Origin of the sequence: Leifsonia sp. 22587 (assembly GCF_052044215.1) — a bacterium.
Taxonomy (GTDB): domain Bacteria; phylum Actinomycetota; class Actinomycetes; order Actinomycetales; family Microbacteriaceae; genus Leifsonia; species Leifsonia shinshuensis_C.
In genome coordinates, this window is record NZ_JBQENB010000004.1 from 267877 (window position 1) to 292034 (window position 24158).

General features: G+C 69.5%; 27 protein-coding genes, 1 tRNA gene, 1 other RNA gene and 1 pseudogene. 16 read left to right on the plus strand and 14 right to left on the minus strand.

From position 1 onward, the window contains the following. Positions 1 to 28 precede the first annotated feature (28 nt). Entirely contained in the window at positions 29 to 1294 is a 1266-nt protein-coding gene (locus ACTJI1_RS17070) for an MFS transporter (protein ID WP_440743568.1), read from the minus strand. Positions 1295 to 1372: 78 nt separating this feature from the next. On the opposite strand from ACTJI1_RS17070, the gene prfB reads away from it, so the two are divergent. From prfB to ACTJI1_RS17120, 10 genes are all read left to right on the plus strand, one after another. Further along, positions 1373 to 2491, plus strand: coding sequence for a peptide chain release factor 2 (gene prfB / locus ACTJI1_RS17075; protein WP_440743569.1), 1119 nt, complete (start codon positions 1373 to 1375; stop codon positions 2489 to 2491). A 102-nt stretch (positions 2492 to 2593) separates the two neighbouring features. Beyond that, positions 2594 to 3721 (plus strand): cell division ATP-binding protein FtsE, encoded by a 1128-nt coding sequence (gene ftsE, locus ACTJI1_RS17080; RefSeq protein WP_440743570.1) that lies wholly within the window; start codon positions 2594 to 2596, stop codon positions 3719 to 3721. Next, entirely contained in the window at positions 3718 to 4623 is a 906-nt protein-coding gene (gene ftsX / locus ACTJI1_RS17085; RefSeq protein ID WP_310128587.1) for a permease-like cell division protein FtsX, read from the plus strand. Before ftsE ends, ftsX begins: the two co-directional genes overlap by 4 nt. Before the next feature lie 89 nt (positions 4624 to 4712). Continuing rightward, positions 4713 to 5189, plus strand: a complete 477-nt coding sequence (gene smpB / locus ACTJI1_RS17090) for an SsrA-binding protein SmpB (RefSeq protein WP_310128589.1) — start codon at positions 4713 to 4715, stop codon at positions 5187 to 5189. 20 nt (positions 5190 to 5209) lie between these two features. Beyond that, positions 5210 to 5950: a tyrosine-protein phosphatase gene (locus ACTJI1_RS17095; protein WP_440743571.1), complete on the plus strand. Its 741-nt coding sequence runs from the start codon at positions 5210 to 5212 to the stop codon at positions 5948 to 5950. A 65-nt stretch (positions 5951 to 6015) separates the two neighbouring features. Then, positions 6016 to 6666: a DUF5666 domain-containing protein gene (locus ACTJI1_RS17100; RefSeq protein WP_440743572.1), complete on the plus strand. Its 651-nt coding sequence runs from the start codon at positions 6016 to 6018 to the stop codon at positions 6664 to 6666. A 118-nt stretch (positions 6667 to 6784) separates the two neighbouring features. Further along, positions 6785 to 7179, plus strand: a transfer-messenger RNA (tmRNA) gene (gene ssrA / locus ACTJI1_RS17105). A 160-nt stretch (positions 7180 to 7339) separates the two neighbouring features. After that, positions 7340 to 7933 (plus strand): RNA polymerase sigma factor, encoded by a 594-nt coding sequence (locus tag ACTJI1_RS17110; protein ID WP_310128595.1) that lies wholly within the window; start codon positions 7340 to 7342, stop codon positions 7931 to 7933. Then, complete coding sequence (locus ACTJI1_RS17115) at positions 7930 to 9582, plus strand: outer membrane protein assembly factor BamB family protein (protein ID WP_440743573.1); 1653 nt, start codon at positions 7930 to 7932, stop codon at positions 9580 to 9582. Before ACTJI1_RS17110 ends, ACTJI1_RS17115 begins: the two co-directional genes overlap by 4 nt. 55 nt (positions 9583 to 9637) lie before the next feature. Continuing rightward, positions 9638 to 9964, plus strand: a complete 327-nt coding sequence (locus ACTJI1_RS17120; protein WP_440743574.1) for a hypothetical protein — start codon at positions 9638 to 9640, stop codon at positions 9962 to 9964. 35 nt (positions 9965 to 9999) lie between these two features. Here ACTJI1_RS17120 and ACTJI1_RS17125 read toward each other — a convergent pair whose 3' ends face one another. Genes ACTJI1_RS17125 through ACTJI1_RS17135 form a run of 3 tightly spaced genes read right to left on the minus strand, consistent with a single transcriptional unit; the run spans position 10000 to position 12451 of the window. Beyond that, a complete protein-coding gene (locus ACTJI1_RS17125) occupies positions 10000 to 10527 on the minus strand; it encodes a DUF1269 domain-containing protein (RefSeq protein WP_310128601.1) in 528 nt (175 codons plus the stop codon). 57 nt (positions 10528 to 10584) lie between these two features. Continuing rightward, complete coding sequence (locus tag ACTJI1_RS17130) at positions 10585 to 12000, minus strand: MFS transporter (RefSeq protein ID WP_310128602.1); 1416 nt, start codon at positions 11998 to 12000, stop codon at positions 10585 to 10587. A 52-nt stretch (positions 12001 to 12052) separates the two neighbouring features. Further along, the gene (locus tag ACTJI1_RS17135; protein ID WP_440743575.1) at positions 12053 to 12451 is read right to left on the minus strand and encodes a DUF7144 family membrane protein; all 399 of its coding nucleotides are present in this window, start codon (positions 12449 to 12451) and stop codon (positions 12053 to 12055) included. Between the two features lie 120 nt (positions 12452 to 12571). On the opposite strand from ACTJI1_RS17135, the gene ACTJI1_RS17140 reads away from it, so the two are divergent. Beyond that, positions 12572 to 12838, plus strand: a complete 267-nt coding sequence (locus ACTJI1_RS17140; RefSeq protein WP_440743576.1) for a hypothetical protein — start codon at positions 12572 to 12574, stop codon at positions 12836 to 12838. A gap of 32 nt (positions 12839 to 12870) precedes the next feature. Here the strand turns inward: ACTJI1_RS17140 and ACTJI1_RS17145 are convergent, their stop codons facing one another. From ACTJI1_RS17145 to ACTJI1_RS17180, 8 genes are all read right to left on the minus strand, one after another. Beyond that, positions 12871 to 13716 carry a hypothetical protein gene (locus ACTJI1_RS17145; protein ID WP_440743577.1) on the minus strand — a complete coding sequence of 282 codons (846 nt, stop codon included), beginning with the start codon at positions 13714 to 13716 and terminating at the stop codon, positions 12871 to 12873. Further along, positions 13713 to 14351 (minus strand): SatD family protein, encoded by a 639-nt coding sequence (locus ACTJI1_RS17150; RefSeq protein WP_440743578.1) that lies wholly within the window; start codon positions 14349 to 14351, stop codon positions 13713 to 13715. Before ACTJI1_RS17150 ends, ACTJI1_RS17145 begins: the two co-directional genes overlap by 4 nt. Before the next feature lie 58 nt (positions 14352 to 14409). After that, on the minus strand, positions 14410 to 15240 hold the full coding sequence (locus tag ACTJI1_RS17155) for an alpha/beta fold hydrolase (RefSeq protein WP_440743579.1): 831 nt from the start codon (positions 15238 to 15240) through the stop codon (positions 14410 to 14412). Further along, a complete protein-coding gene (locus tag ACTJI1_RS17160) occupies positions 15237 to 16253 on the minus strand; it encodes an adenosine deaminase (protein WP_440743580.1) in 1017 nt (338 codons plus the stop codon). Before ACTJI1_RS17160 ends, ACTJI1_RS17155 begins: the two co-directional genes overlap by 4 nt. Before the next feature lie 13 nt (positions 16254 to 16266). After that, positions 16267 to 17262: an NAD(P)H-quinone oxidoreductase gene (locus tag ACTJI1_RS17165; protein WP_440743581.1), complete on the minus strand. Its 996-nt coding sequence runs from the start codon at positions 17260 to 17262 to the stop codon at positions 16267 to 16269. Beyond that, complete coding sequence (locus tag ACTJI1_RS17170; RefSeq protein WP_440743582.1) at positions 17262 to 18515, minus strand: ABC transporter permease; 1254 nt, start codon at positions 18513 to 18515, stop codon at positions 17262 to 17264. Before ACTJI1_RS17170 ends, ACTJI1_RS17165 begins: the two co-directional genes overlap by 1 nt. Before the next feature lie 4 nt (positions 18516 to 18519). Then, a complete protein-coding gene (locus tag ACTJI1_RS17175) occupies positions 18520 to 19395 on the minus strand; it encodes an ABC transporter ATP-binding protein (RefSeq protein ID WP_440743803.1) in 876 nt (291 codons plus the stop codon). A gap of 151 nt (positions 19396 to 19546) precedes the next feature. Beyond that, positions 19547 to 20344, minus strand: coding sequence for an inositol monophosphatase family protein (locus tag ACTJI1_RS17180; protein WP_440743583.1), 798 nt, complete (start codon positions 20342 to 20344; stop codon positions 19547 to 19549). Between the two features lie 117 nt (positions 20345 to 20461). On the opposite strand from ACTJI1_RS17180, the gene ACTJI1_RS17185 reads away from it, so the two are divergent. The 5 genes and pseudogenes from ACTJI1_RS17185 (at position 20462) to ACTJI1_RS17205 (ending at position 22906) form a co-directional block, all read left to right on the plus strand. Continuing rightward, a complete protein-coding gene (locus tag ACTJI1_RS17185; RefSeq protein ID WP_310128622.1) occupies positions 20462 to 20746 on the plus strand; it encodes a hypothetical protein in 285 nt (94 codons plus the stop codon). A 77-nt stretch (positions 20747 to 20823) separates the two neighbouring features. After that, positions 20824 to 21924 carry an AI-2E family transporter gene (locus ACTJI1_RS17190; protein WP_440743584.1) on the plus strand — a complete coding sequence of 367 codons (1101 nt, stop codon included), beginning with the start codon at positions 20824 to 20826 and terminating at the stop codon, positions 21922 to 21924. Between the two features lie 77 nt (positions 21925 to 22001). Next, positions 22002 to 22077, plus strand: a tRNA-Lys gene (locus ACTJI1_RS17195). A gap of 219 nt (positions 22078 to 22296) precedes the next feature. Further along, positions 22297 to 22521, plus strand: a pseudogene (locus tag ACTJI1_RS17200) (nucleotidyltransferase family protein); the annotation flags it as partial. Further along, on the plus strand, positions 22511 to 22906 hold the full coding sequence (locus ACTJI1_RS17205; protein ID WP_440743585.1) for a HepT-like ribonuclease domain-containing protein: 396 nt from the start codon (positions 22511 to 22513) through the stop codon (positions 22904 to 22906). The pseudogene ACTJI1_RS17200 and the gene ACTJI1_RS17205, both read left to right, overlap by 11 nt. Before the next feature lie 25 nt (positions 22907 to 22931). Here ACTJI1_RS17205 and ACTJI1_RS17210 read toward each other — a convergent pair whose 3' ends face one another. Then, complete coding sequence (locus tag ACTJI1_RS17210; RefSeq protein ID WP_440743586.1) at positions 22932 to 23105, minus strand: hypothetical protein; 174 nt, start codon at positions 23103 to 23105, stop codon at positions 22932 to 22934. Between the two features lie 178 nt (positions 23106 to 23283). Continuing rightward, positions 23284 to 24126, minus strand: a complete 843-nt coding sequence (locus ACTJI1_RS17215; protein WP_440743587.1) for an NAD(P)-dependent oxidoreductase — start codon at positions 24124 to 24126, stop codon at positions 23284 to 23286. Between the last annotated feature and the right edge of the window lie 32 nt (positions 24127 to 24158).

Consider the following 24158-nt stretch of genomic DNA (forward strand, 5'->3'; position numbering starts at 1 on the left):
GCACCGTCGGGGCCGAGCGTATTCCCTGTCAGGCCGTGCGCGCCTTCCTCGGCACATAGCGGGGGATGTAGCGGGCCAGCATCCCGGCGCCGACGAGTCCGAGCACGCCCATCACACCGCTGGCGAAGGAGATCGAGACGAGCGCGGTCAGCAGCGACACGAAGAGGGGAGCGGCGGCCTGCCCGGCGTCCGCCGAGAACCGCCACGCGCCGAGGAAGGGCGCGGGCCGGTCCTTCGGCGCCAGGTCGGCGCCGAGCGTCATGACGATGCCCGACCCGATGCCGTTGGCGAGCGAGAGGAACAGCGAGACCCCGATGTACCAGGCGACGTTGGTGCTGAGATCGTGCGAGAAGGCGAGTACGAGGAAGCCGAGCCCGAGCCCGATCATCGACGGGATGGCGCTCCACATCCGGCCGAACCGGTCCATGATCTGGCCGCTGGCGTAGAAGAGTGCGAAGTCGACCGCTCCGGCGATGCCGATGATGAGCGCGGTGTTCGACTCGCTCAGGCCGATGGACACCGCCCACAGCGGGCGCAGCACCGTGCGCGCCGAACGGATGGCGGCGACCAGCGAGACGCCCGCGCCCATCCGGGCGAGCACCTCGCGGAACGACCAGATGGTGCGGAACAGCCCGTGCGTACGCTCCGCCGCATCCTCCTCGCCCTCCGTCACCTGGGCGCCGGACTCGTCGGCGACCCGCTGCGACGGACCGAACATCGCCTCCGGGTCGGGGAGGGCGAGCAGCACGATCACCGAGCCCAGGCAGCTGACGATGAAGATCCAGAACACCGACTGCGTCGAGCCGGTCGCCGCGATGACGGCCGAGGCGATCAGCGGTCCGATGAACCAGCCGCCGCGGAAGATGCCGCCGAGCGTCGACAGCGCCCGGGCACGGTAGCGGGCGGGCACGTAGGTGGTCATGAAGGCGTGCCGGGCGAGCGCGAAGACCGCGGTCGCGATCCCGACCAGGAAGATGCCGCCCATCAGCACCCAGTAGTTCGGCGCGAGCAGGCAGATCACGACGCCGACGATGGCCACGACGGCCGCGCCGATCATGGATGTGCGCTCGCCGAAACGTGAGACCACCCATCCGCTCGGGATGTCGCCCGCCAGCTCTCCGAGCATCACCATGGATGCGATGAAGCCCGCCATCGCGAGGCCGGCGCCGAGGTTGCCGGCCGCGACGGGGATGATCGGGATGATCGCGCCCTCCCCGATGGAGAACAGCAGGGTCGGCAGGAAGGCGGCGAGGGCGACGGAGCGGAAACGGAAGGGGCGCTCGTCGGAAGTCATGTCGTTAACACCGTACAACTTTCCCGCACGGCACCGGCCGTCCCGCGGCGGCGACCGCCCGGTAGGCTGGAGGGCGACATGATCGAACTCGACCTCTCCTCCCAGATCGCGGACCTGCGCTCCACCTTCGACGACATCACCGCGGTGGTGGATGTGCCGCGCCTCCGCGCCGAGATCGCCGACCTCAGCGAGAAGGCCGGAGCCCCGGACCTCTGGGACGACACCGCCAACGCGCAGAAGGTCACCAGCGCCCTCAGCCACCGCCAGTCGGAGCTCGCCCGCATCACCGCGATCGAGCGACGGCTCGACGACCTGGAGGTGCTGGTCGAGCTCGCGAACGAGGCCGACGACGAGGAGTCCGCCGCCGAGGCCCGCACCGAGCTGCAGTCCCTGCAGACCGCGCTGGGCGACCTCGAGGTGCAGACGCTGCTGAGCGGCGAGTACGACGACCGTGCGGCGATCGTGACCATCCGCTCCGGCGCCGGCGGCGACGACGCCACCGACTTCGCCGAGATGCTGATGCGCATGTACCTGCGCTGGGCGGAGCAGCACGAGTACCCGGTCAAGGTGATGGACACGTCCTACGCCGAGGGGGCGGGCATCAAGTCCGCGACCTTCGAGGTGGATGCGCCCTACGCCTTCGGAACGCTGTCGGTCGAGGCCGGGACGCACCGGCTCGCCCGGATCAGCCCCTTCGGCTCGGCGGACAAGCGCCAGACCTCGTTCGCCGCGGTCGAGGTCATCCCGCTGATGGAGGAGGCGACCGAGGTCGAGATCCCGGAGGGCGACATCCGCGTGGATGTGTTCCGGTCGTCCGGCCCCGGCGGCCAGTCGGTCAACACGACGGACTCCGCCGTCCGCATCACGCACCTCCCGACCGGCCTCGTCGTGTCGATGCAGAACGAGAAGTCGCAGATCCAGAACCGCGCCGCCGCCATGCGCGTGCTGCAGACCCGACTCCTGCTGCTGCAGAAGGAGGAGGAGGCCGCGAAGAAGAAGGAGCTCGCGGGCACCATCACGGCGAGCTGGGGCGACCAGATGCGCTCCTACTTCCTCTACGGCCAGCAGCTCGTGAAGGACCTGCGCACGGGATACGAGTCCGGCAACCCGAGCTCGGTGTTCGACGGCGACCTCGACGGCTTCATCGCCGCGGGCATCCGCTGGCGCGCAGGCAACAAAGCGGAAGCCCAGGCGTAACAGCGGCGGCGTCCATCCGGCGCCCCGAAGACTGTCAGGCTTGCCGCGCGCGGGCATGTCGCTACTGCGGAACGGGCCGGGACTGCTTAGTCTCAAGAAGTCATGATCCGGTTCGAACACGTATCCAAGCAGTACGCGGGCACGGCGCGCCCGGCGCTGAACGGCATCAACCTGGAAGTGCTGCGCGGAGAGTTCGTCTTCCTCGTCGGCGCCTCCGGCTCGGGCAAGTCCAGCTGCCTGCGACTGATCCTCAAAGAGGAGAAGCCGACCAAGGGCAAGATCCATGTGCTGGGGCAGGACCTCGGCACGATCTCGTCCCGCAAGGTCCCGTACTTCCGCCGCAACATCGGTGTCGTCTTCCAGGACTTCCGCCTGCTCCCGAACAAGAACGTCTTCCAGAACGTCGCGTTCACGCTTCAGGTGATCGGCAAGTCCCGCGGCTTCATCCAGGAGGCCGTCCCGGACGTCCTGAAGATGGTGGGCCTCGACGGCAAGGCGCAGCGTCTGCCGCACGAGCTCTCCGGCGGTGAGCAGCAGCGCGTGGCGATCGCCCGCGCTGTGGTCAACAAGCCGCAGGTGCTGCTGGCGGACGAGCCGACCGGAAACCTGGACCCCGCGACGAGCGCCGGCATCATGGCCGTGCTCGAGCGCATCAACGCCGGTGGCACGACCGTGCTCATGGCCACGCACGAGGCCGCGATCGTCGACCAGATGAAGCGCCGCGTGATCGAGCTCGTCGGCGGTCAGATCGTGCGCGACGAGCGCCACGGCGGCTACGGCTTCACGGCCGCTGTGCCGATCGCGCAGCCGCTCGAGCGCGACGAGCCGATCTCGGTTGCGACGCCCGCCGCCGCGACGCCCGCCGCCGCGACGCCCGCCGCTGCGACGCCCGCCTACGGCGGCGCGGTGCCCGCCCCGCAGACGGCGGAGGCGCCGATGACCCGGCCGCACGCGCCGACCTCGACGCCGACGGCTCCCGTGTCCGTGCCGCAGCAGACCGCTCCGGTGCAGCCGGTTCCGGGCGCGCAGCAGCCCGTCCAGCCCGCCGCGCAGCCGGAGCCGGCCCGCCAGGTTCCCGCCCCTGTGCAGTTCGCGACCGCGCCCATCACGCCGGCTCCCGCGTCGGAGGAGCTGCCGGACCACCTCAACTTCACCGCGAACCTCGACCTCAGCGGCCTGCGCGAGGGCGCGGACCGCGACGGCGACCAGAATGTGGGGCCGACGAAATGAGATTCGGACTCATCTGGTCGGAGGTCGGCAACGGCCTCCGCCGCAATCTCTCGATGGTGGTCTCCGTCATCCTGGTGACCTTCATCTCGCTGACCTTCGTCGGAACGGCCGTGCTGCTGCAGATGCAGATCGGCCAGATGAAGACCTACTGGTACGACCGCGCCCAGGTCGCCGTGTACATGTGCACGCAGACCGACAACTGCGCGGGCGGCGCCGCGACCGGCCAGTCGATCGAGGCCGTCAAGAAGCAGCTGGAGTCGCCGGAGCTCTCGCCCTACATCCAGAAGTTCTACTTCCAGGACCAGAAGCAGGGCTACGAGCAGTTCAAGCAGCAGTTCAAGGGCAACCAGATCGCCGACTTCGTGACGCCGGACATGATCCCGCAGACGTTCTGGGTGAACCTCAAGGACCCGAACAACTCCGCCGTGCTCACCGAGACCCTGTCGGGATCGGCGGGGGTGCAGAGCGTCGTCGACCAGCGCAGCTACCTCGATCAGATCTTCAGCATCCTGAACGCCGCCAGCTACACCGCGATCGGCATCGCGGCGCTGATGCTCGTCGCCGCCGTGCTGCTGATCGCGACCACGATCCGGCTCTCCGCGTTCTCGAGACGCCGGGAGATCGGGATCATGCGCCTCGTGGGCGCGTCGAACAGGTTCATCCAGACGCCGTTCATCATCGAGGGCGTGATCGCCGCGCTGATCGGCTCGGTGCTGGCGTCGGTGGTGATCGCGCTGGGCGTGCAGTTCTTCGTGCGCGGCTATCTGAGCGACCGCATCCAGTCGATCAACTTCGTCGGGATGGAGCAGGCCTGGCTGGTCATTCCCATCCTGGTCGTCATCGGCATCGTGCTGGCCGCGGCCTCGGCTAACTTCGCGATCAAGCGCTATCTGAAGGTCTGAACCGCCCGCGAACGGCCGTGTCACGATAGACTGGTCCGCTGCCCGGCGAACCCGCCGTGCGCGGAACCGGTCGAGTCGAGGAGTGTGCTGTGCCGAAGGAACGTGGTCAGAAGGTCGTGGCCACCAATCGCCGTGCGCGCCATGACTACACGATCGAGGACACCTACGAGGCCGGCCTCGTGCTCACCGGCACCGAGGTGAAGTCGCTGCGTCTCGGGCGCGCGTCGCTGGTCGACGGCTACGCCTTCGTCGACGGCGGCGAGGCGTGGCTGGATGCCGTGCACATCCCGGAGTACGCGGACGGCACCTGGAACAACCACGCCCCGCGCCGCAAGCGCAAGCTGCTGCTGCACAAGGCGCAGATCCTGAAGATCGAGAACAAGGTCAAGCAGGGCGGCTACACGATCGTGCCGTTGTCGATCTACTTCAACGACGGGCGCGCGAAGGTCGAGATCGCGGTCGCGAAGGGCAAGCGCGAGTACGACAAGCGGCAGGCTCTGCGCGAGCGTCAGGACAAGCGCGAGGCCGAGCGCGCCATGTCCACCCGCAATCACCTCGGCGAGTGACGGAGTGCGAGACTGAGTCCATGGACTCGATCGCACAGCGCATCCCGATCGCCGGCACCTACAACTTCCGCGACGTCGGCGGCTACCCGGCCGACGGGGGAGCGACCCGACCGGGCAAGCTGTTCCGTGCCGACGCGCTCGGCCGGCTCGGTGAGGCGGGGCGCGAGGGGATGCGCGAGCTCGGCATCCGGATCGTCATCGACCTGCGGGACGACTTCGAGGTGCAGGCGCTGCCCGACGACCTCGACGGTCTCGACGTGGAGGTGCTGCACCTGCCGGTCTTCGAGGGCTCCGGCGCCTCGGCCTCGACGGTCGGCGCGACCATCGTGCACCTGTACGACAAGATCGTGTTCCAGCACACCGATGTGATCGTGCGGGCACTCCGGGAGATCGCGGACACCGGCGACGAGCCGGTGGTCGTGCACTGCACGGCGGGCAAGGACCGCACCGGCATCGTGATCGCGCTCGCACTGCTCGCGGTCGGGGTGGACCGCGAGACCGTGGTCGATGACTACGCCGTGACGGAGGGCAATCTCCAGGGTCCGTGGCTGGAGGGCATGCTGGAGCTGGTGCGCGGCTACGGCGTCGAGGTGACCCCCGACCTGCGCGTCATCCTGGGCGGCAGCCCGCGCGAGGCGCTCGAGACGGTCATCGACCACATCGAGCAGCGCTACGGGAGCGTGCGCGAGTACCTGCTCGCTGCCGGGCTCGACGAGCTCGAGCTGGCGAAGCTCCGCTCCGTGCTCGTCCAGCCGTCCTGAGATTCTCGCCGGATCCATAACCTGCTCCCAGCGCGATGCTGGGTCTTACCTGCTTAGGTGTGATCATGAGCAACACCCAGCCCACCGAGCCGCTGCCGCCGCGTCACGAACCGCCGGCGTCCCCGTACGCGCCCGGCGTCCCGCGTCCGGCGGGGGCTGCGGATGCGGTGGGTGCTGAGCCGTTCTACAAGCGCCACGGTCTCGCGTTCGCGATCTCGACCCTCGTGCTCTCCATCGTCATCCTGCTCGGCCTCATCACCGCGGGCGGTTTCGCGGTCGCGAACGTCGCCATGCGGGTGGGCGAGCGGTTCATCTCCCACTCCCAGCCGCACCAGGTGCACCCGGCCCAGCCCGGCGTCCCCGGGCTGCCCGGTCGGCCGGGCGACGGCGACGGCGGCGGCACGGGCGGCAAGCAGGGCGGCGGCGACAACCCGTCGCGCGAGCTGGTCCGCGGGACGATCGACTCCATCTCCGGCGACACCTGGACGCTGACGCGCCAGAACGGCGGCACCGTGACCGTGACGGTCGACAAAGCCACCGCCTACGGCCTCCCCGGCCAGCCGGCGACCGCGTCCGACTTCGCGAAGGGCGACGAGGTCGTCATCATCGGCACCCGCACCGGTGACGGTGTGACGGCCACGCGCGTGCTCAAGCTGGCGGCGTTCCCGACGCGTCCGCCGTCGACCCCGGGCGCCCCGCAGACGCCGGGTTCCTGACCGGAATGATCGTCGCGTCCCCGGTGTTGTAGAATGAGTAGCTCGCCGCTCGTCGGCGGGTTCCGTATCTGGACAACTCAACAGCGCGTGACAGCGACCCGGCCTTCAGGCCGCGCATGGGGATGATCGGTTTCGACATTGACTGCGTGACTGTGAGAAGCGGGTCGAGGATGCATGGTTATCTCGTTAACGACCCATGCGAAAAAATAAGTGCCAATAACAAGAGCACTGTCTCGGCCAAGGCCGACTTCGCCCTCGCGGCGTAAGTTCACCTCCGCCATTTGAGAGACCGTCAGTCCGGGAATCGTCTCCTACCCGGATCCTGGCGTCAGCTAGGGGACTTGCTTCTGCGTTGAGCATCAGGGCGCAGAGGGACTTCCACTGATACTGGGTCCGTCGGGGCAGGTGCCAGCGACAAGCTCCGGGACCGAGAAAGCGACTTCACTGGCTACGCCCGTAGAAGGCACATGACCACAGCAGTGGACGGGGGTTCGATTCCCCCCATCTCCACCATCAGGTCGCTGTCACGCGTTGTTAGAGATCCGCGTCATCACGCGGGAGTCGGGGTCCTTTCCGCTTGCGGGAAGGGCCCCGATTTCGTTTCGGGCCTCGCCCTCCTGTCAGCGGTCGGTCGCGAATGGAACCGTTCGGGACCGACCGGACAATAGAGGGTGTGAGCGAGGATGATTTCGACGAGGCTGCGGCCTGGTCGTCAGCGCGCGGCGGGGACGGTCCGGCGTTCGCGTCGCTGTTCGACCGGCACCGGGACCGCGTGTTCGGCCATGCGCTGCGCCTTCTCGGGCAGCGCCACGACGCCGAGGACGTGACGGCGCTCGTCTTCCTCGAGGCGTGGCGTAAAAGGGACGCGGTGCGGGTCGTTGACGGCTCGATCATCGGATGGCTGCTTGTGACCACCACGTACACGGTGCGCAACCACCACCGCAGTCTGCGCCGGTACCGTTCAGCGCTCAGCAAGCTCCCCATGCCCGGCCCGCAGGATGACCACGCCGGCCGGGTGGACGATGCGATCGACGGCTCCGCGCGTGACCGGCAGGTACGCGAGGTCTTCAGCAGGCTCAGCAGACAGGATCAGGACGTGATCACCCTCTGCATCATGGAGGGGCTGACGACCGCTCAGGCGGCGCAGTCGCTGGGTGTCCCCGAAGGGACGGTCAAGTCGCGGCTTTCCCGGGCCCGCAAACGCCTGGCCGAGCTCGCGTCCCCTCTCGCCAACGACGAGCCCATCCTTGAAGGAGGTGCCCGATGAGCGCCACAGAGTTCACCCCGGAACGCAGCGACGCCATCCGGCAACTGCTGCTCGATGTGGTCGCAGACGAGCCACGCCGTCGTCGACGTTTCCACATTCTGGTGACCTCGGTCCTCGCCTCGGTGGCGATCGTCCTCGCCGGCGGCACGGCCGCGCTGGCCCTGACGGGTGTGATCCGGTTCGACTCGGCACCGGCGCCGGTCGGCACGGGGAACCCGACCGCGACGCCCACCGCGACGCCCTCGGCCACGCCGTCCCCGACCCCGACTTCCACGGCTGCCCCGAGAGCGATCCAGGTGCAATCCACCCCCATTCAGGCGGAGGATGTCCGCTCATTGCCTGCACATCCGTCGTGGAGCCTGGATCTGCCGGGCGAGACCAGCACCTGCCAGCAGCATTACGTCTACAACATCGCCGACGGTCTCGCCCTGTTCACCATCGGGTCGAACATGGGCACGGAGTCGAGGGCCGGCTGCACGGTCGGGCACGGTGACACCGTGCTCGCGATGGTCGACACCGTCAAAGGTTCCGTGTTGTGGTCGCGCGAGTGGAAATGGGAGGGCGACGCGGGCATGGGGACGTTCCTGTCGGTGCTCGGAACGTCGAACCGTGCATTCTTCGTCGACGAAAGCGGCGGCGGTGGTCCCCGGGACATCATCGACCTGAAGACAGGTGGAACCATTGCAACGCTTCCGAACGACTTCGGTTCGTACCCCAACTGGCAGCTGACACCGGTTTGGGACGACAGCGGCGACATGATCTGGACCAAGCCGATCCTGGACGCGTCCGGCGAGGCAGTGAGCTACCACATCGAGCGAGTCGACCCGACGGACCTCTCGAATCCGAAGTGGACGACACCGCTGGCAGCCACGAAAGCGTCCCTTTCGGTCCCGAACTTCTACGGCTCGGGTCTCGTGCCGATCGAATACCTCGCCACCGGCCAGACCAGCGGTTGGATGAACAGTCTGCTCGACCTCGACACGGGCGCTCTCAGCCATCAGTCCGTCAGCGCGGCGCACATCCCGATGAGCCGCGTGATCATCGAGTACCGCGACCAGGCCGAGGGCACTCCTCACACGATCGCCGCGCTGGACCAGACGACCGGGGAGACCCTGTGGTCGATGCCGTTCGAGTTGGGCGACTCGATCTCCGAGGCCAGGGCGACGACCGGTCGTCCAGGCTGGCTCGCCGGCGGCGCCATCGGAACTCCTTCCGGTGACCTCGTTCTGACCTCGCCGTCCTCCCTCGTCCGCATCGACATCATGACCGGCGAGGTGAAGATGCGGAGCGACATCACCCATTGCGGCGTGGAACCCTGGTATTGGGCCAACGGCGGCCGCGACGTCGTCTCCGACCCGGAAAGGAACTCGCTGGCTCTGGTGCTGGGCCCGGCGACCTGCTCGGTCGACCGCGATTCGGGAGCACCGACGCCCATCGCCGACCACGATTCGTTCCAGTGGCCGCTGTTCGGTCCCGAGGTCACGTACCTGAACACCGCGAGCATCAACGGAGGAGGTTCAGGCACGGCATACGATCGCCGCACCGGGGCCCAACTCTGGACCAGTCCGACAGTGCAGGACGAGGAGTGGTTCTTCGCCGGAGGCGTTCTCGTCCGTCAGGTCGGCACCCACATCGAGTCCCTCGGCTGACGTCCAAGTGGTGGGCCAGATGGATCGGGCGTCGCCGGGCCCTAGAGTGAGTGCCATGAGCGACCCGTACCAGGTCACGGCAGGGCTCCGTCCGCCCAGCCCAACGAATGCGGCTTCTCTACGCTCGCTGCGACTCTGGGTCAGTGTCGTGCTCGCCGGAGTGAACCTCGTGTTTGCGGTGGCCTACGCACTGTGGTCCGTGGTCGACGATTGGGCAGCCACCCGAGCTGAGGCCCACGGGTTCGACCCTTCCATGCTGCTGCCCAACGATGTTGCGCTTTGGGTGGCAATGAATGCGTGCATCGTCATTTTGATCGCCCTTGACGGCCTGTGGATCGTGCTCGCCATCAAGCTGCGGAGCAGCTGCGCCTCCACCGCCTGACTCTGATGCGACCGGCTCGGCCGCCGAACACTCGATCAGTCCCGCGCGTCGGCCACCTCGTCGTCGAGCTTCTCGTCGTCCACCGCTATCTCCCTGCGGGTGATGCCGGTCGCGTGCACGAGCAGCTTCTCGGCCTCGTCGGCCTGCGCCGGGGAGGCGACGACGACGATACCGGAGCTGCCCGCGTGGAGCGTCTCGCTGATCGACTTCAGGTCCTCGGCCGACGACTTCTTCTTGATGTGGCCCGCGAGAGCGCCGATGCCGCCGCCGGCGACGCCGCCCGCGATCAAGGCGCCGCCGAGCGCCACCGCCGGGAAGAGGGCCACGACGAGTCCGCCGGCGAGCCCGATGGCGAGACCCTTGCGGCCGCCGTGGTGCTTGTCGCCGTCGTCCCGCTTCGGGATCGAGACGTTGCCCTCCTTGTCGCGGACGACGACGGCCGCGTCGAAGTCGGTGTGCTTGCCGGATCCCTTGTAGTGCTCGTGGAGCGCGTCGAAGTCGGTCACGGCCTCGTCCTCGCTCGCGTACTGCGCGGCGATCGCGACATACGGCTGGTCGGTCATGGTGCTGTCCCTTCGTGATGGGCCGCGCCCGGTGCGCGACTGCGTGATGTGGATGGATCAGGCGGCGCTCGGGGGAGCGGCCGCTCCTGCCCCGGCGTGCTGCGGCGCGCGGCTCCCGGGGAGGAAACCGGTGACCACCGAACCGGCGATCGCGACGATCACCAGTGCGGCCATGGCGAGCACGTAGCCGCCAGCACGCTGGTCGACGCCGAAGCCGAGGATGGTGCCCACGATGGCCGTGCCGAAGCTGGAGCCGAGGTTGGAGATGCTGCGCGACAGGCCGGAGATCTCGCCCTGCTGGTCCTCGCCGAAGGCCGACTGGACCACGTTCACGCTCGGGGTCAGCATCACGCCGATGCCGAGGCCGATCACCAGGAGCCCGGGGACGAACGGCCAGCCGCCTGGCAGCGCGCCCACCAGTAGGAGCAGCACGACGCCGACCGCGGTGACCAGGAAGCCGGTCAGGATGAGCGTGCGCTGCGCCACCAGCCGCACGAGCCGTCCCGCCGCCAGCGACGAGACGAGGATGCCGACGGTCGCCGCGGTGAAGATCACCCCGGTCTCGATGGCGTCGTACTGCCGCACCACCTGCAGGTGGCTGGAGACGAGGAACGAGATCCCCATGAGCAGGAGCCACTGGAAGTTCTGCGTCACGAGCCCCAGGTTGGAGACCCGGTTGCGGAACAGCGCGGTGGAGAGAAGCGGCTCCTTCTTACGGCGCTCGAGGCGGCGGATCCAGGCGAAGAAGCCCGCGATGATCCCCGCGCCGACGACCAGCAGCAGCAGCGCGAGCCACAGCGTCCGGTCGATCGCCAGGATGCCGGCCACGAACACGACGAGGCCGCCGCCGGAGAGCACGGCGCCCACGGTGTCGTAGGGACGCGTCGGATCAGCGGGCAGCGGGTCCTTCAGGGCCAGCGCGAACAGGATGATCACCACGATGATCAGCGCCTGGAACAGGAAGGCGGCGCGCCAGCTGATCGCGCTGCAGATCCAGCCGCCGATGAGGGGACCGGTGGCCGCGCCGACGCCGCCCGCGGCGCTGACCAGGCCGAACGAGCGCGCGCGGCCCTGGATGTCCTTCCAGTACAGCGTCACCAGGATGTACACGGGCGGGATCAGCAGCGCCGTCCCGGCGCCCTCCAGGATGGAGTTGCCCAGGATGAGCAGCCCGAGTCCCGGCGCCAGGGCGCTCAGCACCGCGCCGACGCCGTATATCCCCAGCCCGAGCAGGAAGCACGTCTTGCGCCCGAGCAGGTCGGTCAGCTTGCCGAACGGCACCATCAGCGCCGCCATGGTGAGCAGGAACAGCGTGATGGAGAGCTGGATGCCCGCGACCGTCGTGCCCAGATCCTTGCTCATGTCGTTGAGCATGACGTTCATGTTCGAGCCGGCGAACGAGCAGATGAACTGCGCGAGCGCGAGCGGGACGAGCGTCCATCCCGCGACGGTCCGGGCGGTCGTTGCTGTCATGCGGCGTCCTCTCGGGCGTTGCGTCGGCGTGCGCTGGTGAGGTCGGTGCGGCTCAGCTCCGCAGTTCGCGCCCGTGGACGGTGACCGCGTAGATCACCAGCACGTCGATGGCGACCATCACGATCGACCACCACGGCTGTGCCGGCAGCGACATGAGCTGCGTGATCGCGTTGACGCCGGCGATGATCACCGCGAACACCCGGGCCCACATCGCTCCCCGGAGCAGGAAGAGCCCGGCGAGCAGCAGCAGGACGCCGATGATCAGCGACCACCACCCCCACGCGGCCACGTTGAAGGAGGCGACGCCCCCGCCCGAGCCGACGAAGTACGCCGTGTTCGGCCCGATGATCGCCATGATCCCGTAGAACAGGTCGATCCCGGCCCCGATGAACAGCATGACCGCCGCGAAATACGCCCAACCGACCCAGCCGGTCGCTCTGACTTCAGACATCTCGGCACCTCCTTGCCCTTTCGGCGGCAGAATGCACCCCTCGCGTCGGGCGAGGCTAGACAGTGCCCGTCGCACAACGCTGTCTAGCGACGGCCGGTCCGCATTGTGCACACTCGACGCATGACCGATGCCGACATCACGGCCCCCACCACGCTGGGTCCCGGCCATGCGCCCGGTGGGATGCCGCTCAAGATCCACCTGAGCGAGCCCGAGTACGCCGCGCTCGTGCGCATCGCGCAGCAGCGGCGGACGAGCGTCGCCCGCCTCGTCGAAGCGCTCGTCCTGCACGCGCTGGAGCGCACGCAAGTGCCGCAGCCCGCTGAGCCGTCGGTCAAGCGCCGGCACACGACGTACGAGGCGGCCACCAGCGGGTACCGCCGCGACTGAGGTCCCGCGATTTCGCTGATATCGGGCGGATATCAGGTAATTCGCTGCACGACCAGGTACGCCGCGACTAGCCCCGCGATCGTCCAGCTGACGAGGCTGCCGATCAGGAACTCCTCCGCCTTGGAGCCGCCGCGTCCGTCGGCGCTGATCTCGGGGAAGCGGACGATGCCCTTGGCGGCCAGCAGTCCGACGATGACCGCCTCGGCGCCGACCAGTGCGAGGGCGACGATCAGGATGCGCTCCAGCGGGCCGATCACCCGGCCGCCGCGCAGGGTTGAGGCGGTCGAGACGGGTTCGTCGGCCGGTGGGGCGTCCTCGGCGACGGACGCGACCTCGCGGGTCCCGAACGCCACCGACCAGCGCCGCGGTGCAGCAGGGCTCGGCGCGGCCGCCCGGTCCGTCGTCATCGCGCGGCCGAACGCGGCCCGGCAGACGACGTTGGCGGTTCGCGTGAGCACGAGAGCCCCCGCGACACACGCGATGACCAGCGACAGCGAGAGGGGCAGGGCCGCCGTCGTCATCGCGTCGGCGAAGAGCCCGGCGGCGGCGGAATCGTTGAGCGTCGGGCGTTCGGCAACGACCGCGACGGCCACGACCGGGACGCTCAGGACGGCCGCGGTCAGGAAGGCGACGTGGCCGCGACGTCGCAGGAAGCGGACCTCCGCCCAGAGCCAGAGCAGCCCGCAGACGGCGACCACGAGCGCCCACACCAGGGGAGTACCGAGCACGAGCCACCCGGCGAAAGGCACGACCAGGGCCGCGATGACGGCGCCCCAGACGCCTGCGGGCACGTCGGGACGACCTCCGCGGCCGATTTTCGCCAGGCCGAGGACGGCGTCGAGCGCGCCGATGGTCAGAAAGAGGACGGCCGAGATCACGCGGGAGCAGCCTCCGAGACCAGTTCGATGCCGGCGACCAGCGCAGCAGCGCCGGAACGATGGAGCGTCTGGGAGACAGCGGACTGGGCGATCCGCTCCTCCTGCGCGAGCTCCTTCTGCGTGCGGCCTTCGAGCAGACCGGCCGCGAGACGGCGCTCGCGAGCCTTCATCCGGGAGATCGTGTGGTCGCGCTGCAGGAGCAGCGCATCCACCGCCGCGGTGAAGCCGGGGTCCTCCGCCACCAGCCAGGTGCGGACCGTCGGCTGCCCACGGTCCTGCAGGCGGTGCGCGGTGATGATCGCGTCCCGCGCGCGCCACCACGCCGAGCCGTCCTGGATCGCCGCGCCCGAGGGGGACGGCTCGATCTCGGTGGCCTCCCCGACGCCCAGGCCGAAGCGGCAGTCGATGCCGTCCGGCAGGATGAGGCGCACCAGAGCGGTCGCGCCCAGCGCTGCGCCGAGGTGGGCGTATCGGGCCTGGAACTCGTCGCCCACCGTCGCCCAGAGCGCCTGCTCGGGGACGAACCGGCCGTCCGCCCGGGCGAAGGCGGCGCGCACGGCCTCCTGGGCATCGGAGCGGCTGGGCAGATTGCGCGAGCCGACGATGTCCGCGATCACAGCCACGGTCGAGGTCATGCCACCACGATATCGCTTATATCCGGTAAATATAAGCTTTTCTGCGGCTGATGAGGCGTCATAGTGCCGCCCGCGCCCAATCCAAAGCCGTCCCGAAGGCGGTGAGCACCGACACATGGCCCTCGCGCGGACGGATCCAGAGCTCCCCGTGGGGCAGGCGTTCGAGCATCGCGGCGGCGTGCGGCGCGGGCACCACGCGGTCGGCTCCACCCTGGATGAGGAGCACGGGAGCGCTGACCGCCCGGAGCTCGACGCCCCACGGCGACACGTACGCGAGGTCGTCGTCGGCTTCGCCGTCCGGCCCTTCGGCCGCACCGGCTCCCGCATCCGCCCCCAGGGCGCCCCACTCGCCCTCGAGCACCTCGTAGTCGCGGGCGGTGAACGAGTCCGGGTCGAACTCGGCGGTCTCCGCATACGCGAGGCGCGCCTCACGGCCCGACAGCGCGGCTTGCAGCCCGCCGGGGGCGGCCATCCCCGAGAACCAGTCGGGGGAGCGGTCGTAGGGGGCGATGCCCGCCAGCGTGACGACGGCCCGGGCGCGGTCGCCGCCCGCGAGCGCGGCGAGGGCGAGGGCGTGCGGGCCTCCGCCGGAGGCTCCGGCGGTCGCGAACCGGTCGATGCCGAGCGCGTCGAGGACGGCGAGCACGTCGGCCGCCGCATCGGCCACCGAACGGCCGGGGCGGACATCGGAGCCGGGATAGCCGGGACGCGTCACGGAGACGACCCGGAGCCCGCGAGCGGCGGCGGCGGTCGCCACAGGCTGGATGACGGCCCCGGTCTGCGGGGTGCCGTGGTGCCACACCAGCACCGGCGCCTCCGCCGCTCCGCCGGTGTCGAAGAACCGCACCGAGCGCCCATCGTCGGCGACGAACGATTGCGGTCCGCTCATGGCCGCCACGCGTCCACCTCGGCGAGCAGGGCCGCCTTGCGCTCGGTCGATGCGAAGGACGCCTCGATGGAGGTGCGGGCGAAGCGCCGAGCCTGGTCCTCGGTCAGGCCGAGCGCATCCCGGACCGCGGTGAAGTTCTGCCCCGCGTAGCCGCCGAAATACGCGGGATCGTCGGAGTTGACCGTGACGCGCACACCCGCGGCGTCGAGCCGCAGCAGCGGATGGTCGCGGAGGTCCGGCGTCGCCTGCAGCCGCACGTTCGAGAGCGGGCACACCGTGAGCGGGATGCGCTCCCGGGCCAGCCGTGCGACCAGCTCCGGGTCTTCGATCGAGCGGATGCCGTGGTCGATCCGCTCGGCGTGCAGCAGGTCGAGCGCCTCGCGCACGTACTCCGGCGGTCCCTCCTCGCCGGCGTGCGCGACGGCGTGGAGCCCGGCCGCGCGCGCCCGGGCGTAGACGCCCTCGAACAGGGACGGCGGGTAGCCGACCTCGGCCGAGTCGAGCCCGACGCCCACGATGCGGTCGGTGCGCTTCAACCCCGCGGTGAGCGCCTCTTCGGCCGAGGCGACCGGCTGGTCGCGCAGGAAGCAGAGGATGAGCGAGCCGGTCATCCCGAACTCGCGCTCCGCCTCGTCGAGCGCGTCGCCGATCCCGTCGACGACGTCGTCGAACGCCACCCCGCGCGCGGTGTGCGCCTGCGGGTCGAAGAACAGCTCGGCGTGCCGCACCCCCTGAGCGTGCGCCCGGCGCAGGTAGCGCCGGGTCAGCTCGGCGAAGTCGGCGCGCGTGAGCAGCACGGCCATGGTGGCGTAGTAGAGGTCGAGGAAGGACTGCAGGTCGTCGAAGTCGTACTGTGCGGCGAGCTCCTCGACCGACGCGTACGGCAGGGTGACGCCGTTGTGGGCGGCGAGCTCGAACGCCAGCCCAGGTTCGAGCGTGCCCTCGATGTGCAGGTGCAGCTCGGCCTTCGGAAGGGCGAGCAGGGCGTCGTCGGTGAGGGGCGCGTCGGTCATGATGCCGATCCTCTCATCGACCGCCGACGTCTCCGACGCGGAGCAGGATCTTGCCGCGATGGGCCGACGACTCCATCCGCCGGTGGGCGGCCGCGGCGTCCTCGAGCGGGAAGACCGAGTCGATCACCGGCCGGATGCGCCCGTCGGAGAGCAGCGGCCAGAGCTGCGCCCGCACCCCTGCGATCACCGCCACGCGCTCCTCGAGGGGGCGTGCGCGGAGGGTCGTGCCCTGGATGCTCGCCCGCTTGCGCATCAGCAGGCCCATGTCCACCGACGCCGGTTCGCGGTCGCGGACGGCGATCGACAGGATGCGGCCGCCCGTGGCCAGCGCGTCGAGGTCGCGCGCGATGTAGGCGCCGCCGACGATGTCGAGCACGACGTCCACGCCCCGTCCGTCCGTGAACGCCCGGACGGCCTCCACGAAGTCCTGCTCGCGGTAGTTCACGGCCGCGTGTGCCCCGAGCTCGCGGCAGAAGGCCGCCTTCTCGTCGCTGCCGGCGGTCGCGACGACCTCCGCGCCGAGCGCGCGCCCGACCTGGATGGCCATGGTGCCGATCCCGCTGGAGCCGCCGTGGACCAGCAGCGCCTCGCCCTCGGCGAGCCGTCCGAGGTCGACGACGTTCGACCACACCGTGGCGGCGACCTCCGGCAGTCCCGCGGCCTCCACCAGGTCGACGTCGTCCGGCACGGGGAGGACGAGTCCCGCATCCACCGTCACGAGTTCGGCGTAGCCGCCTCCGGAGAGGAGGGCGCACACGCGGTCGCCGACGGTCCAGCCGGCGACCTCGGAGCCGAGCGCGTCGATGATCCCGGACACCTCCAGTCCCGGCCACTCGGGCGCGCCCGCGGGCGGCGGGTAGAAGCCGCGGCGCTGGCTGAGATCGGCGCCGTTGAGACCGGCGGCGACGACGCGGATGCGCACCTCGCGCGCGGTCGGGACGGGGTCCGGCACCTCGGCGAGCGCCAGGACCTCCGGTCCGCCCGGCTGCGCGACGACGACCGCGCGCATCAGGAGCGGCCCGCCCGCTGCGGGGTCGCGCTGTCGGGGCGGCGCCCCAGCACATCCCGCACCCGCACCTTGCTCGAGTACTCGATCGAGCCGTAGCGGAACAGCCGCACGGCGATGCGCAGCACGATGTAGGCGAGCACGAACAGCTCGACGATGATGATGACCGCCTGCCAGAGCGGCAGCGAGCCGAACGCGTTCAGGATGAGCGCCGTGATCGGGGCCGTGTATGGGAAGTACGCGAGCAGCTGGACGATGGGCGACTGCGGCGAGCTGATCGCGAAGCCGGACGCGTACAGCGGGATCACCACCGCGAACACCACCACCGAGAACACGGGAGCGGCATCCTTCGCCGTCGGCATGATCGCGCCGACGGCGACCAGCGTGCCGGTGAAGAGGGCGAAGCCGCCGATCAGGATCAGGAAGCCGACGATCATCTTCTGCGGGTCGAAGACCAGCCCGCTCAGGTCGAAGTCCGGCAGTTGCAGCTGGTTCCGGAAGAACAGGTAGCCGATCAGCATCGGCAGCGCGAAGACCGCGAGCTGGATGAACCCGATGGCGAACAGCGAGATGACCTTCCCGAGCAGCAGGTTCGTCGGATTGATCGTCGTGAGGATCATCTCCGTGACGCGGTTCTCCTTCTCCTCCAGTGTGGAGTTCAGCATCTGGTTGCCGAGGAAGACGATGACGACGAAGAACGCGGCGAGGAACAGCAGCGCGGGCAGGATCGCCTCGAACCCGGGCGCCCGCTTGCCGCCCGCGAAGGTGGTGGTGGAGGTCTTCACGTCGCCGCGCAGCACCGCGACGGTCGTCGGGTCGCCGAGCTTCTGCTCCACGCTGGCGGACAGCAGCGACTCGGCCACCGCCGAGTACTTGCTGTTCTGGAACACCCTGGCGTCCTCACCGTAGACGCGGACCGTCTGCTTCGCCGGGTCGGCGGGGTAGGCGAAGTACGCGGGCGTCCCACCGATCTGCACCTCCTCGACGCCCTCGGCCTGCGACGCGATCTCGGTGCCGCCGAACTGCTTGGCGATCGCCGGGTCGACGAGCCCGGACGCATCCGAGTAGAGGAACTCGAACCGCGCGTTCTTCTGCTGATCCGCCGTGTTGGCTGTGGACACGTTGGAGGCGATGATCAGACCGCCCAGCCCGAACACGAGGATGGGGATGATGAGCGTGACCGCCCAGAACCGCCGCTTGGTGATGGTGCGGCGGAACTCGAAGCCGATGACGGTCCGGAGGTTGTGACGGGCCATGCTCTCAGTCCTCTTCCCGGCTCTCGGCGCCGTAGACCTCGACGAAGATGTCGTCGAGCGATTTGCGGGTCGGGGCGTAGCGCGACACCCGCACGCCCGCATCCACCAGGTCGCGCAGGATGTTCGCCGGGTCCGCGCCGTCCCCCGGCTCCAGCTGGGCGTGGCCGCCCACGTCGGACAGCACGCGGTAGGCCGGCGACGGCGGCAGAGCGCCCTCGTGGTCGAGGTGCACGATGGTGCCCCCGAACTGCTCCTGCACCTCCTCGACGGTCCCGTAGGCGCGGGAGGTGCCGTCCTTCAGAAGGATGACGCGGTCGCAGAGGCGCTCGACCTCCTCCATCTGGTGCGTGACCATCATCACCGTGGAGCCCGCGCGCTTCTGATCGTCGATGATGTCCATCAGCAGCCGGCGGTTGACCGGGTCGAAGCCCTTGGTCGGCTCGTCGAGGATGAGCAGCTCCGGCTCGTTCATGATCGTGACGCCGAGCTGGACCTTCTGCTGCTGACCGCCGGACAGCTTGTCGAGCCGCACCTTCTCCTTCTCGGGGATGCCCACGCGCTCCAGGTACTCGCGCGACCAGCGGCGGGCCTGCTCGGCGCCGAGCCCCTTCAAGCGGCCGAAGTAGACCATGACGTCGATCACGGACTCCTTCTTGTACAGCCCGCGCTCCTCCGGCAGGTAGCCGAGCCGCTCGCCGGCCTCCGGGCTGAACGGGCGGCCGTCGATGTGCAGCGTCCCGGCGGTCGGCTGGTAGATGCCGAGCAGCGCCCGGATGGTCGTCGTCTTGCCCGAGCCGTTGCTGCCGAGGAACCCGAACGTCTCGCCGCGCTGGATGTCGAACGAGAGGTCGCGGATGACGGTGGTGCGCCCGAAGTCCATGCGGAAGTTCGCGATGTGGACGAGCGGCTCCGCCGTGGCGGTTGAAGGAGGTGCGGGTGCGGGTGTCGGTGCGCTCACCCGGGTCAGCCTAGGGCAGCGGCACGGTCGCGGGGGAGACCCGGCCGGGCGGGTCCGGCAGGCGCCCGCGAGCTCAGGCGAGCGCGTCGAGGAGGGCGTCGTGGATGAGGCCGTTGGAGGCCAGCGACGACCCGTTTCCGGGGCCGGGGGTGCCGTCCACCGACGTGAACCGGCCGCCTGCCTCCTCCACGATCGGGATGAGCGCCGCGAGGTCGTAGGTCTTCACACCGAACTCGCCCACCGCATCCACGAGCCCCTCCGCCAGCAGCATGTACGACCACATGTCGCCGTAGGCGCGGTCGCGCCACATCCTGCGGGTCAGGGCGATGAGCCGGTCGAGGTACCCCGCCTCATCCCACTGCGCGATGCTCTGGAAACTCATCGACGCGTGTTCGAGGTCCGCGATACCCGACACGTGGATGCTGCGCGGCTCGGCGCCCGCCGCATCCGTCGTCCACGCACCGCCGCCGGTGACCGCCCACCAGCGGCGCCCGAGGGCGGGGGAGCTGACGACGCCGACACGCGGGACGCCGTCGACGGCGAGGGCGATCAGCGTTCCCCAGACGGGGACGCCGCGCAGGTAGTTGGCGGTGCCGTCGATCGGGTCGACGATCCACTGCCTCGTCGCGTCGCCTTCCGTGCCGTACTCCTCGCCGAGGATGCCGTCGTCCGGCCGCTCGGCCGCGAGGGTGTCGCGGATCGCCCGCTCGACGGCGAGGTCGGCCTCGGTGACGGGGGAGCGGTCCGGCTTCGTCTCGACGTGCAGGTCACGGTCGCGGAACCGGCCGAGGGAGATCCGGTCGGCCTCGTCGGCGAGACGGAGCGCGAGGTCGAGGTCGGCGGTCAGGTCGGGCGTCGCGGTGTCGGTCACGGCACCGAGCCTACTGGTGGGGCGACGGGGCGCGGCGGGTGTCGGAGCGAACGGCTTTTCGGGAGGGCGTGGCGGACGGGCTTGGCGGGCGGCCCAGCGGGGAGTACCGATGGAGGCATGCGACGGATCGTGTATGCAGGGACGGCGTTCTACACCGGCGATGCGCTGGCGGAGGCGCTACTGGAGTACTCGCGGGCGCTCGCCCGGCGCGACATCGCGGACACGGTGTTCGTGCCGGGCAGGACCGCGCAAGGCGATGTGGGACCGGTGGAGGTGCTGATCGGGCCGGCGAGCCAGATCGTCAGCGAGCCGGCCGACGAGGTCGGGCCGGACCTCGAGGACGACGAGATGGTGGCGCGGCTGCGGCAGCTGACCGATGAGCTCACCACCCGCAAGAAGTAGGCCGATCCCGGCCCTTGTTGCGGGGTAGCCGCGCCCAATACGCTCGACCTGGCCCCGGAGGGCGGAGCGGAGGCGGCATGCGGTTCACCCGTCCACCCGCGCGACGAGCAGGCCCGGCGCAGCCGGAGGCGGCGTCCGTCCTGCGGCGCAGCCCGCTGCTGTTCGGCTTCCTCATCACGCTCGGCGCGATCGGGGCCGTCGCGACCGGCCTCATGCTGTACGGCCTCCGGTCGATCATCTTCTCGGTGTTCCTGGCGATGTTCGCGACCGTGGGCCTCGACCCGCTCGTCCGCTGGTTCCAGCGCCGCGGCATGAGGCGGGGCTGGGCGATCACCACGGTGATCCTGCTCATCATCGCGGTGCTCGTCGGCATCATCTGGGTGGTCGTGCCGCTGATCGCCAAGCAGATCTCCTTCCTCGCGACGGCCGTGCCGCAGGAGATCGCGGCGCTGCGCAGCCAGGGCTGGTTCGACTCGACCAACGACGCGACCAACGGCGTGCTCGGTCAGGTGGTGGGCTGGATCTCGCAGCAGGCACAGGACCCGGCGACCTGGGCGACCATCGGCAACGGCCTCGTCGGGTTCGGGCTGTCGGTGCTCAACGCGGTCACCACCGGCTTCTTCATCGCGATCCTGACCATCTACTTCATCGCGTCGTACGACGCCACGAAGCAGGCCGCCTACCGCCTGGTGCGCCGCTCCCGCCGCGCCCGGTTCGAGAGCTACGCGGAACGCATCCTGCAGAACTTCGGCAAATACCTCAGCGGGATGGTCGTGCTGGCGTTCTTCAACGCCACTTACAGCCTCATCCTGCTGCTCGCCACCGGTGTGCCCGGCGCGTTCCTGATCGCGCTGGCAGCGTTCTTCATCACGCTCATCCCGCTGATCGGAACCGTGCTGACCACCGCCGTGATGTCGGTGCTGGCGTTCATCCACTCGCCGGTCAGCGGTGTGGTCGTGCTCGTGCTGATGCTCGTCTACATGCAGGTGGAGGCGTACATCCTCACCCCGCGGGTGATGGGGAAGGCGGTGCAGGTGCCCGGATCGGTGGTGCTGATCTCGGCGCTGGCCGGCTCGACGCTGTTCGGCCTGCCCGGCGCACTGGTCGCCATCCCGATCTCGGCGGGCATCATCCTGATCATCAAAGAGATCGTGATGCCCCGGAAAGACCGCACCTGAAGCGAGCGATCCTCGATTGGCAACGGACCCGGATCGGATGCTAGTGTTGAGCCTCGGTTCGGGAAACCGGATCGGATGCGCCTCTAGCTCAATCGGCAGAGCAATTGACTCTTAATCAATGGGTTCAGGGTTCAAGTCCCTGGGGGCGCACCAGTGAGAAGGCCCGGAATCCAAGCGGATTCCGGGCCTTTCCCGTTGTGGTAGGGCCAGACCGGGCAGGGCCGGTTGCGCGTATCCTCGCGCGTGCGTCGAGGTTTCCCTGCGGTGCGAGGGGTCGGCATGGATAATTCCTGCCATGATCACGGCGGTGCCAGTGGACCTGGATGCGATATCTCGCGTTTGTGAGGCACACGGCGTCGCGCGACTCCGCATGGCTCGGTCCTCGGGGACGACTTCGATCGCCAGAAGAGCGACGTCGATTTCCTGGTCGACTTCCTGCCGGGCCGCGGCGGCCTCTTCCACGATTTCTTCGACCTGAAGGAGGATCTCGAGCGGATCCTGGGTCGGGGCGTTGACCTGGTCGATGCCGGCGCGATCCGGAATCCCTACTTCGCACGTTCGGCTTTCGGCCATGCCGAGGATGTCTATGCTGCATGAGTCGCCCGCGTTCCTCTGGGATGCCCGGGAGGCCGCGACGAAGGCGGCGTCGGTCGCAGAGGGACACTCCGAGAACGAATATCTCGGCGACTGGGTGCTTCAGGCTGCGGTCGAGCGGCAGCTGGAGATCCTCGGCGAGGCGCTCAAGAACCTGCGCACCGTCGATGCGGAAACAGCAGGCCGCATCCCCGACGTCCATGCGATCATCGCGACGCGGAACATCCTGGTCCATGCGTATGCCCAGGTGGACCAGCGGCGCGTTTGGGAGATCCACACCGACGATCTTCCGCACCTGATCCCGGTGCTCGCAGGATTGCTCGCGGAAGCTGATGACACGGCAGCGCGCATAGGCGAGCACGACCCTCGGAACGCTTCCCCGTCTTAGAGCCTGAGCGCGGGCAGCGTACTGGTCACGGGCGATAGTCGCGGTCGCGGCGCTCGTAGAGGCGGCGGGCCTCCGGGTCGCCGGAGCGGGAGCCGAAGAGCGAGCTGCCGATCGTCATGAGGGCGTCGAGCAAGCGGCGCCCGGCGGCGGCAAGCGCATGACCGATGCGCGCTGCCCGCGCTCGCGGACGATCCCCCATGGCTGCTCCCTCGTCGCCTCGACCCTACGGGACCCGGCATCTCGCGCTCAAGAGCTCGGCGAGATGAGAGTTGTTGCTGCAATTCGCGTTCGATTGGCGCAACTAGTCACGACTCGGCGGGAGGCGCGACCCTTACGACCGCGGCGCGGAAGATCACGCCGGCCGGCGGGCGCCATCCTCACCGGTCGCGGGCGATGACCGAGAAGTCCTTGTCGCCCTGCCCGGCGTCGATCGCGCGCTGGAGCTCCGCGGCCACCAGCGCGGCCGCCGGGAGCGGCACGTCCGCCGTCGCCAGCATCAGGCGCAGGTCTTTGGCCAGCAGGGATGCGGAGAACTGGGTGTCGTCGAAGTCGCCGGACGCGACGACCGGTCCCTTCATCCCGGCGATCGGCGCGATCGAGGTCAGGGGCAACACGTCGAGCACCTCGGCCGTGGAGAGTCCGCCCGCCTTTCCCAGCCGCAGCGTCTCGCTGAGCGCCTCCATGGAGACCGCCAGGGCGAGATTCGCGACCAGCTTGGCGGCGGCCGCCTTGGCAGGCGAGTCGAATGTCCGGATCTTGTCCGGATCGGCCCACAGGCTGACGATGGTCCGCGCCTGACGGACCGCGTCGTGCTCGCCGCCGATCAGGACCGCGAGGTTTCCGGCGCGTGCGGGGGCGAGCGAGCCGACGACAGGGGAGTGGACGTAGCGGACGTCCGCGGACGACGCCCAGGCGCCGAATTCGTCGGCGTCCGAGGGTGCCACCGTGGTCACGTCGATCCACAGCGCGCCGGACGGGATCGGCAAAGACGGGTCGATAACGGTCTCGCGAACCGCGTCCGGCCCGAACAGCACGGTGACGACCGCGTCGGCGCCGTCCACCGCCTCGGCCGCGGAGGCCGCGATGCGCGCGCCGCGTCGGCCGACCGTCTCCGTCGGCTCCGGGGACCGATTCCAGGCGGTCACGGTGTTACCCGCGTCGATCAGGTGGGTGACGAGCTCGCGGCCCATGCGGCCGAGCCCCAGCAGTGCGATGTCCATGGGGTCCACTGTGCGCCCCGGTCCGCAGACGC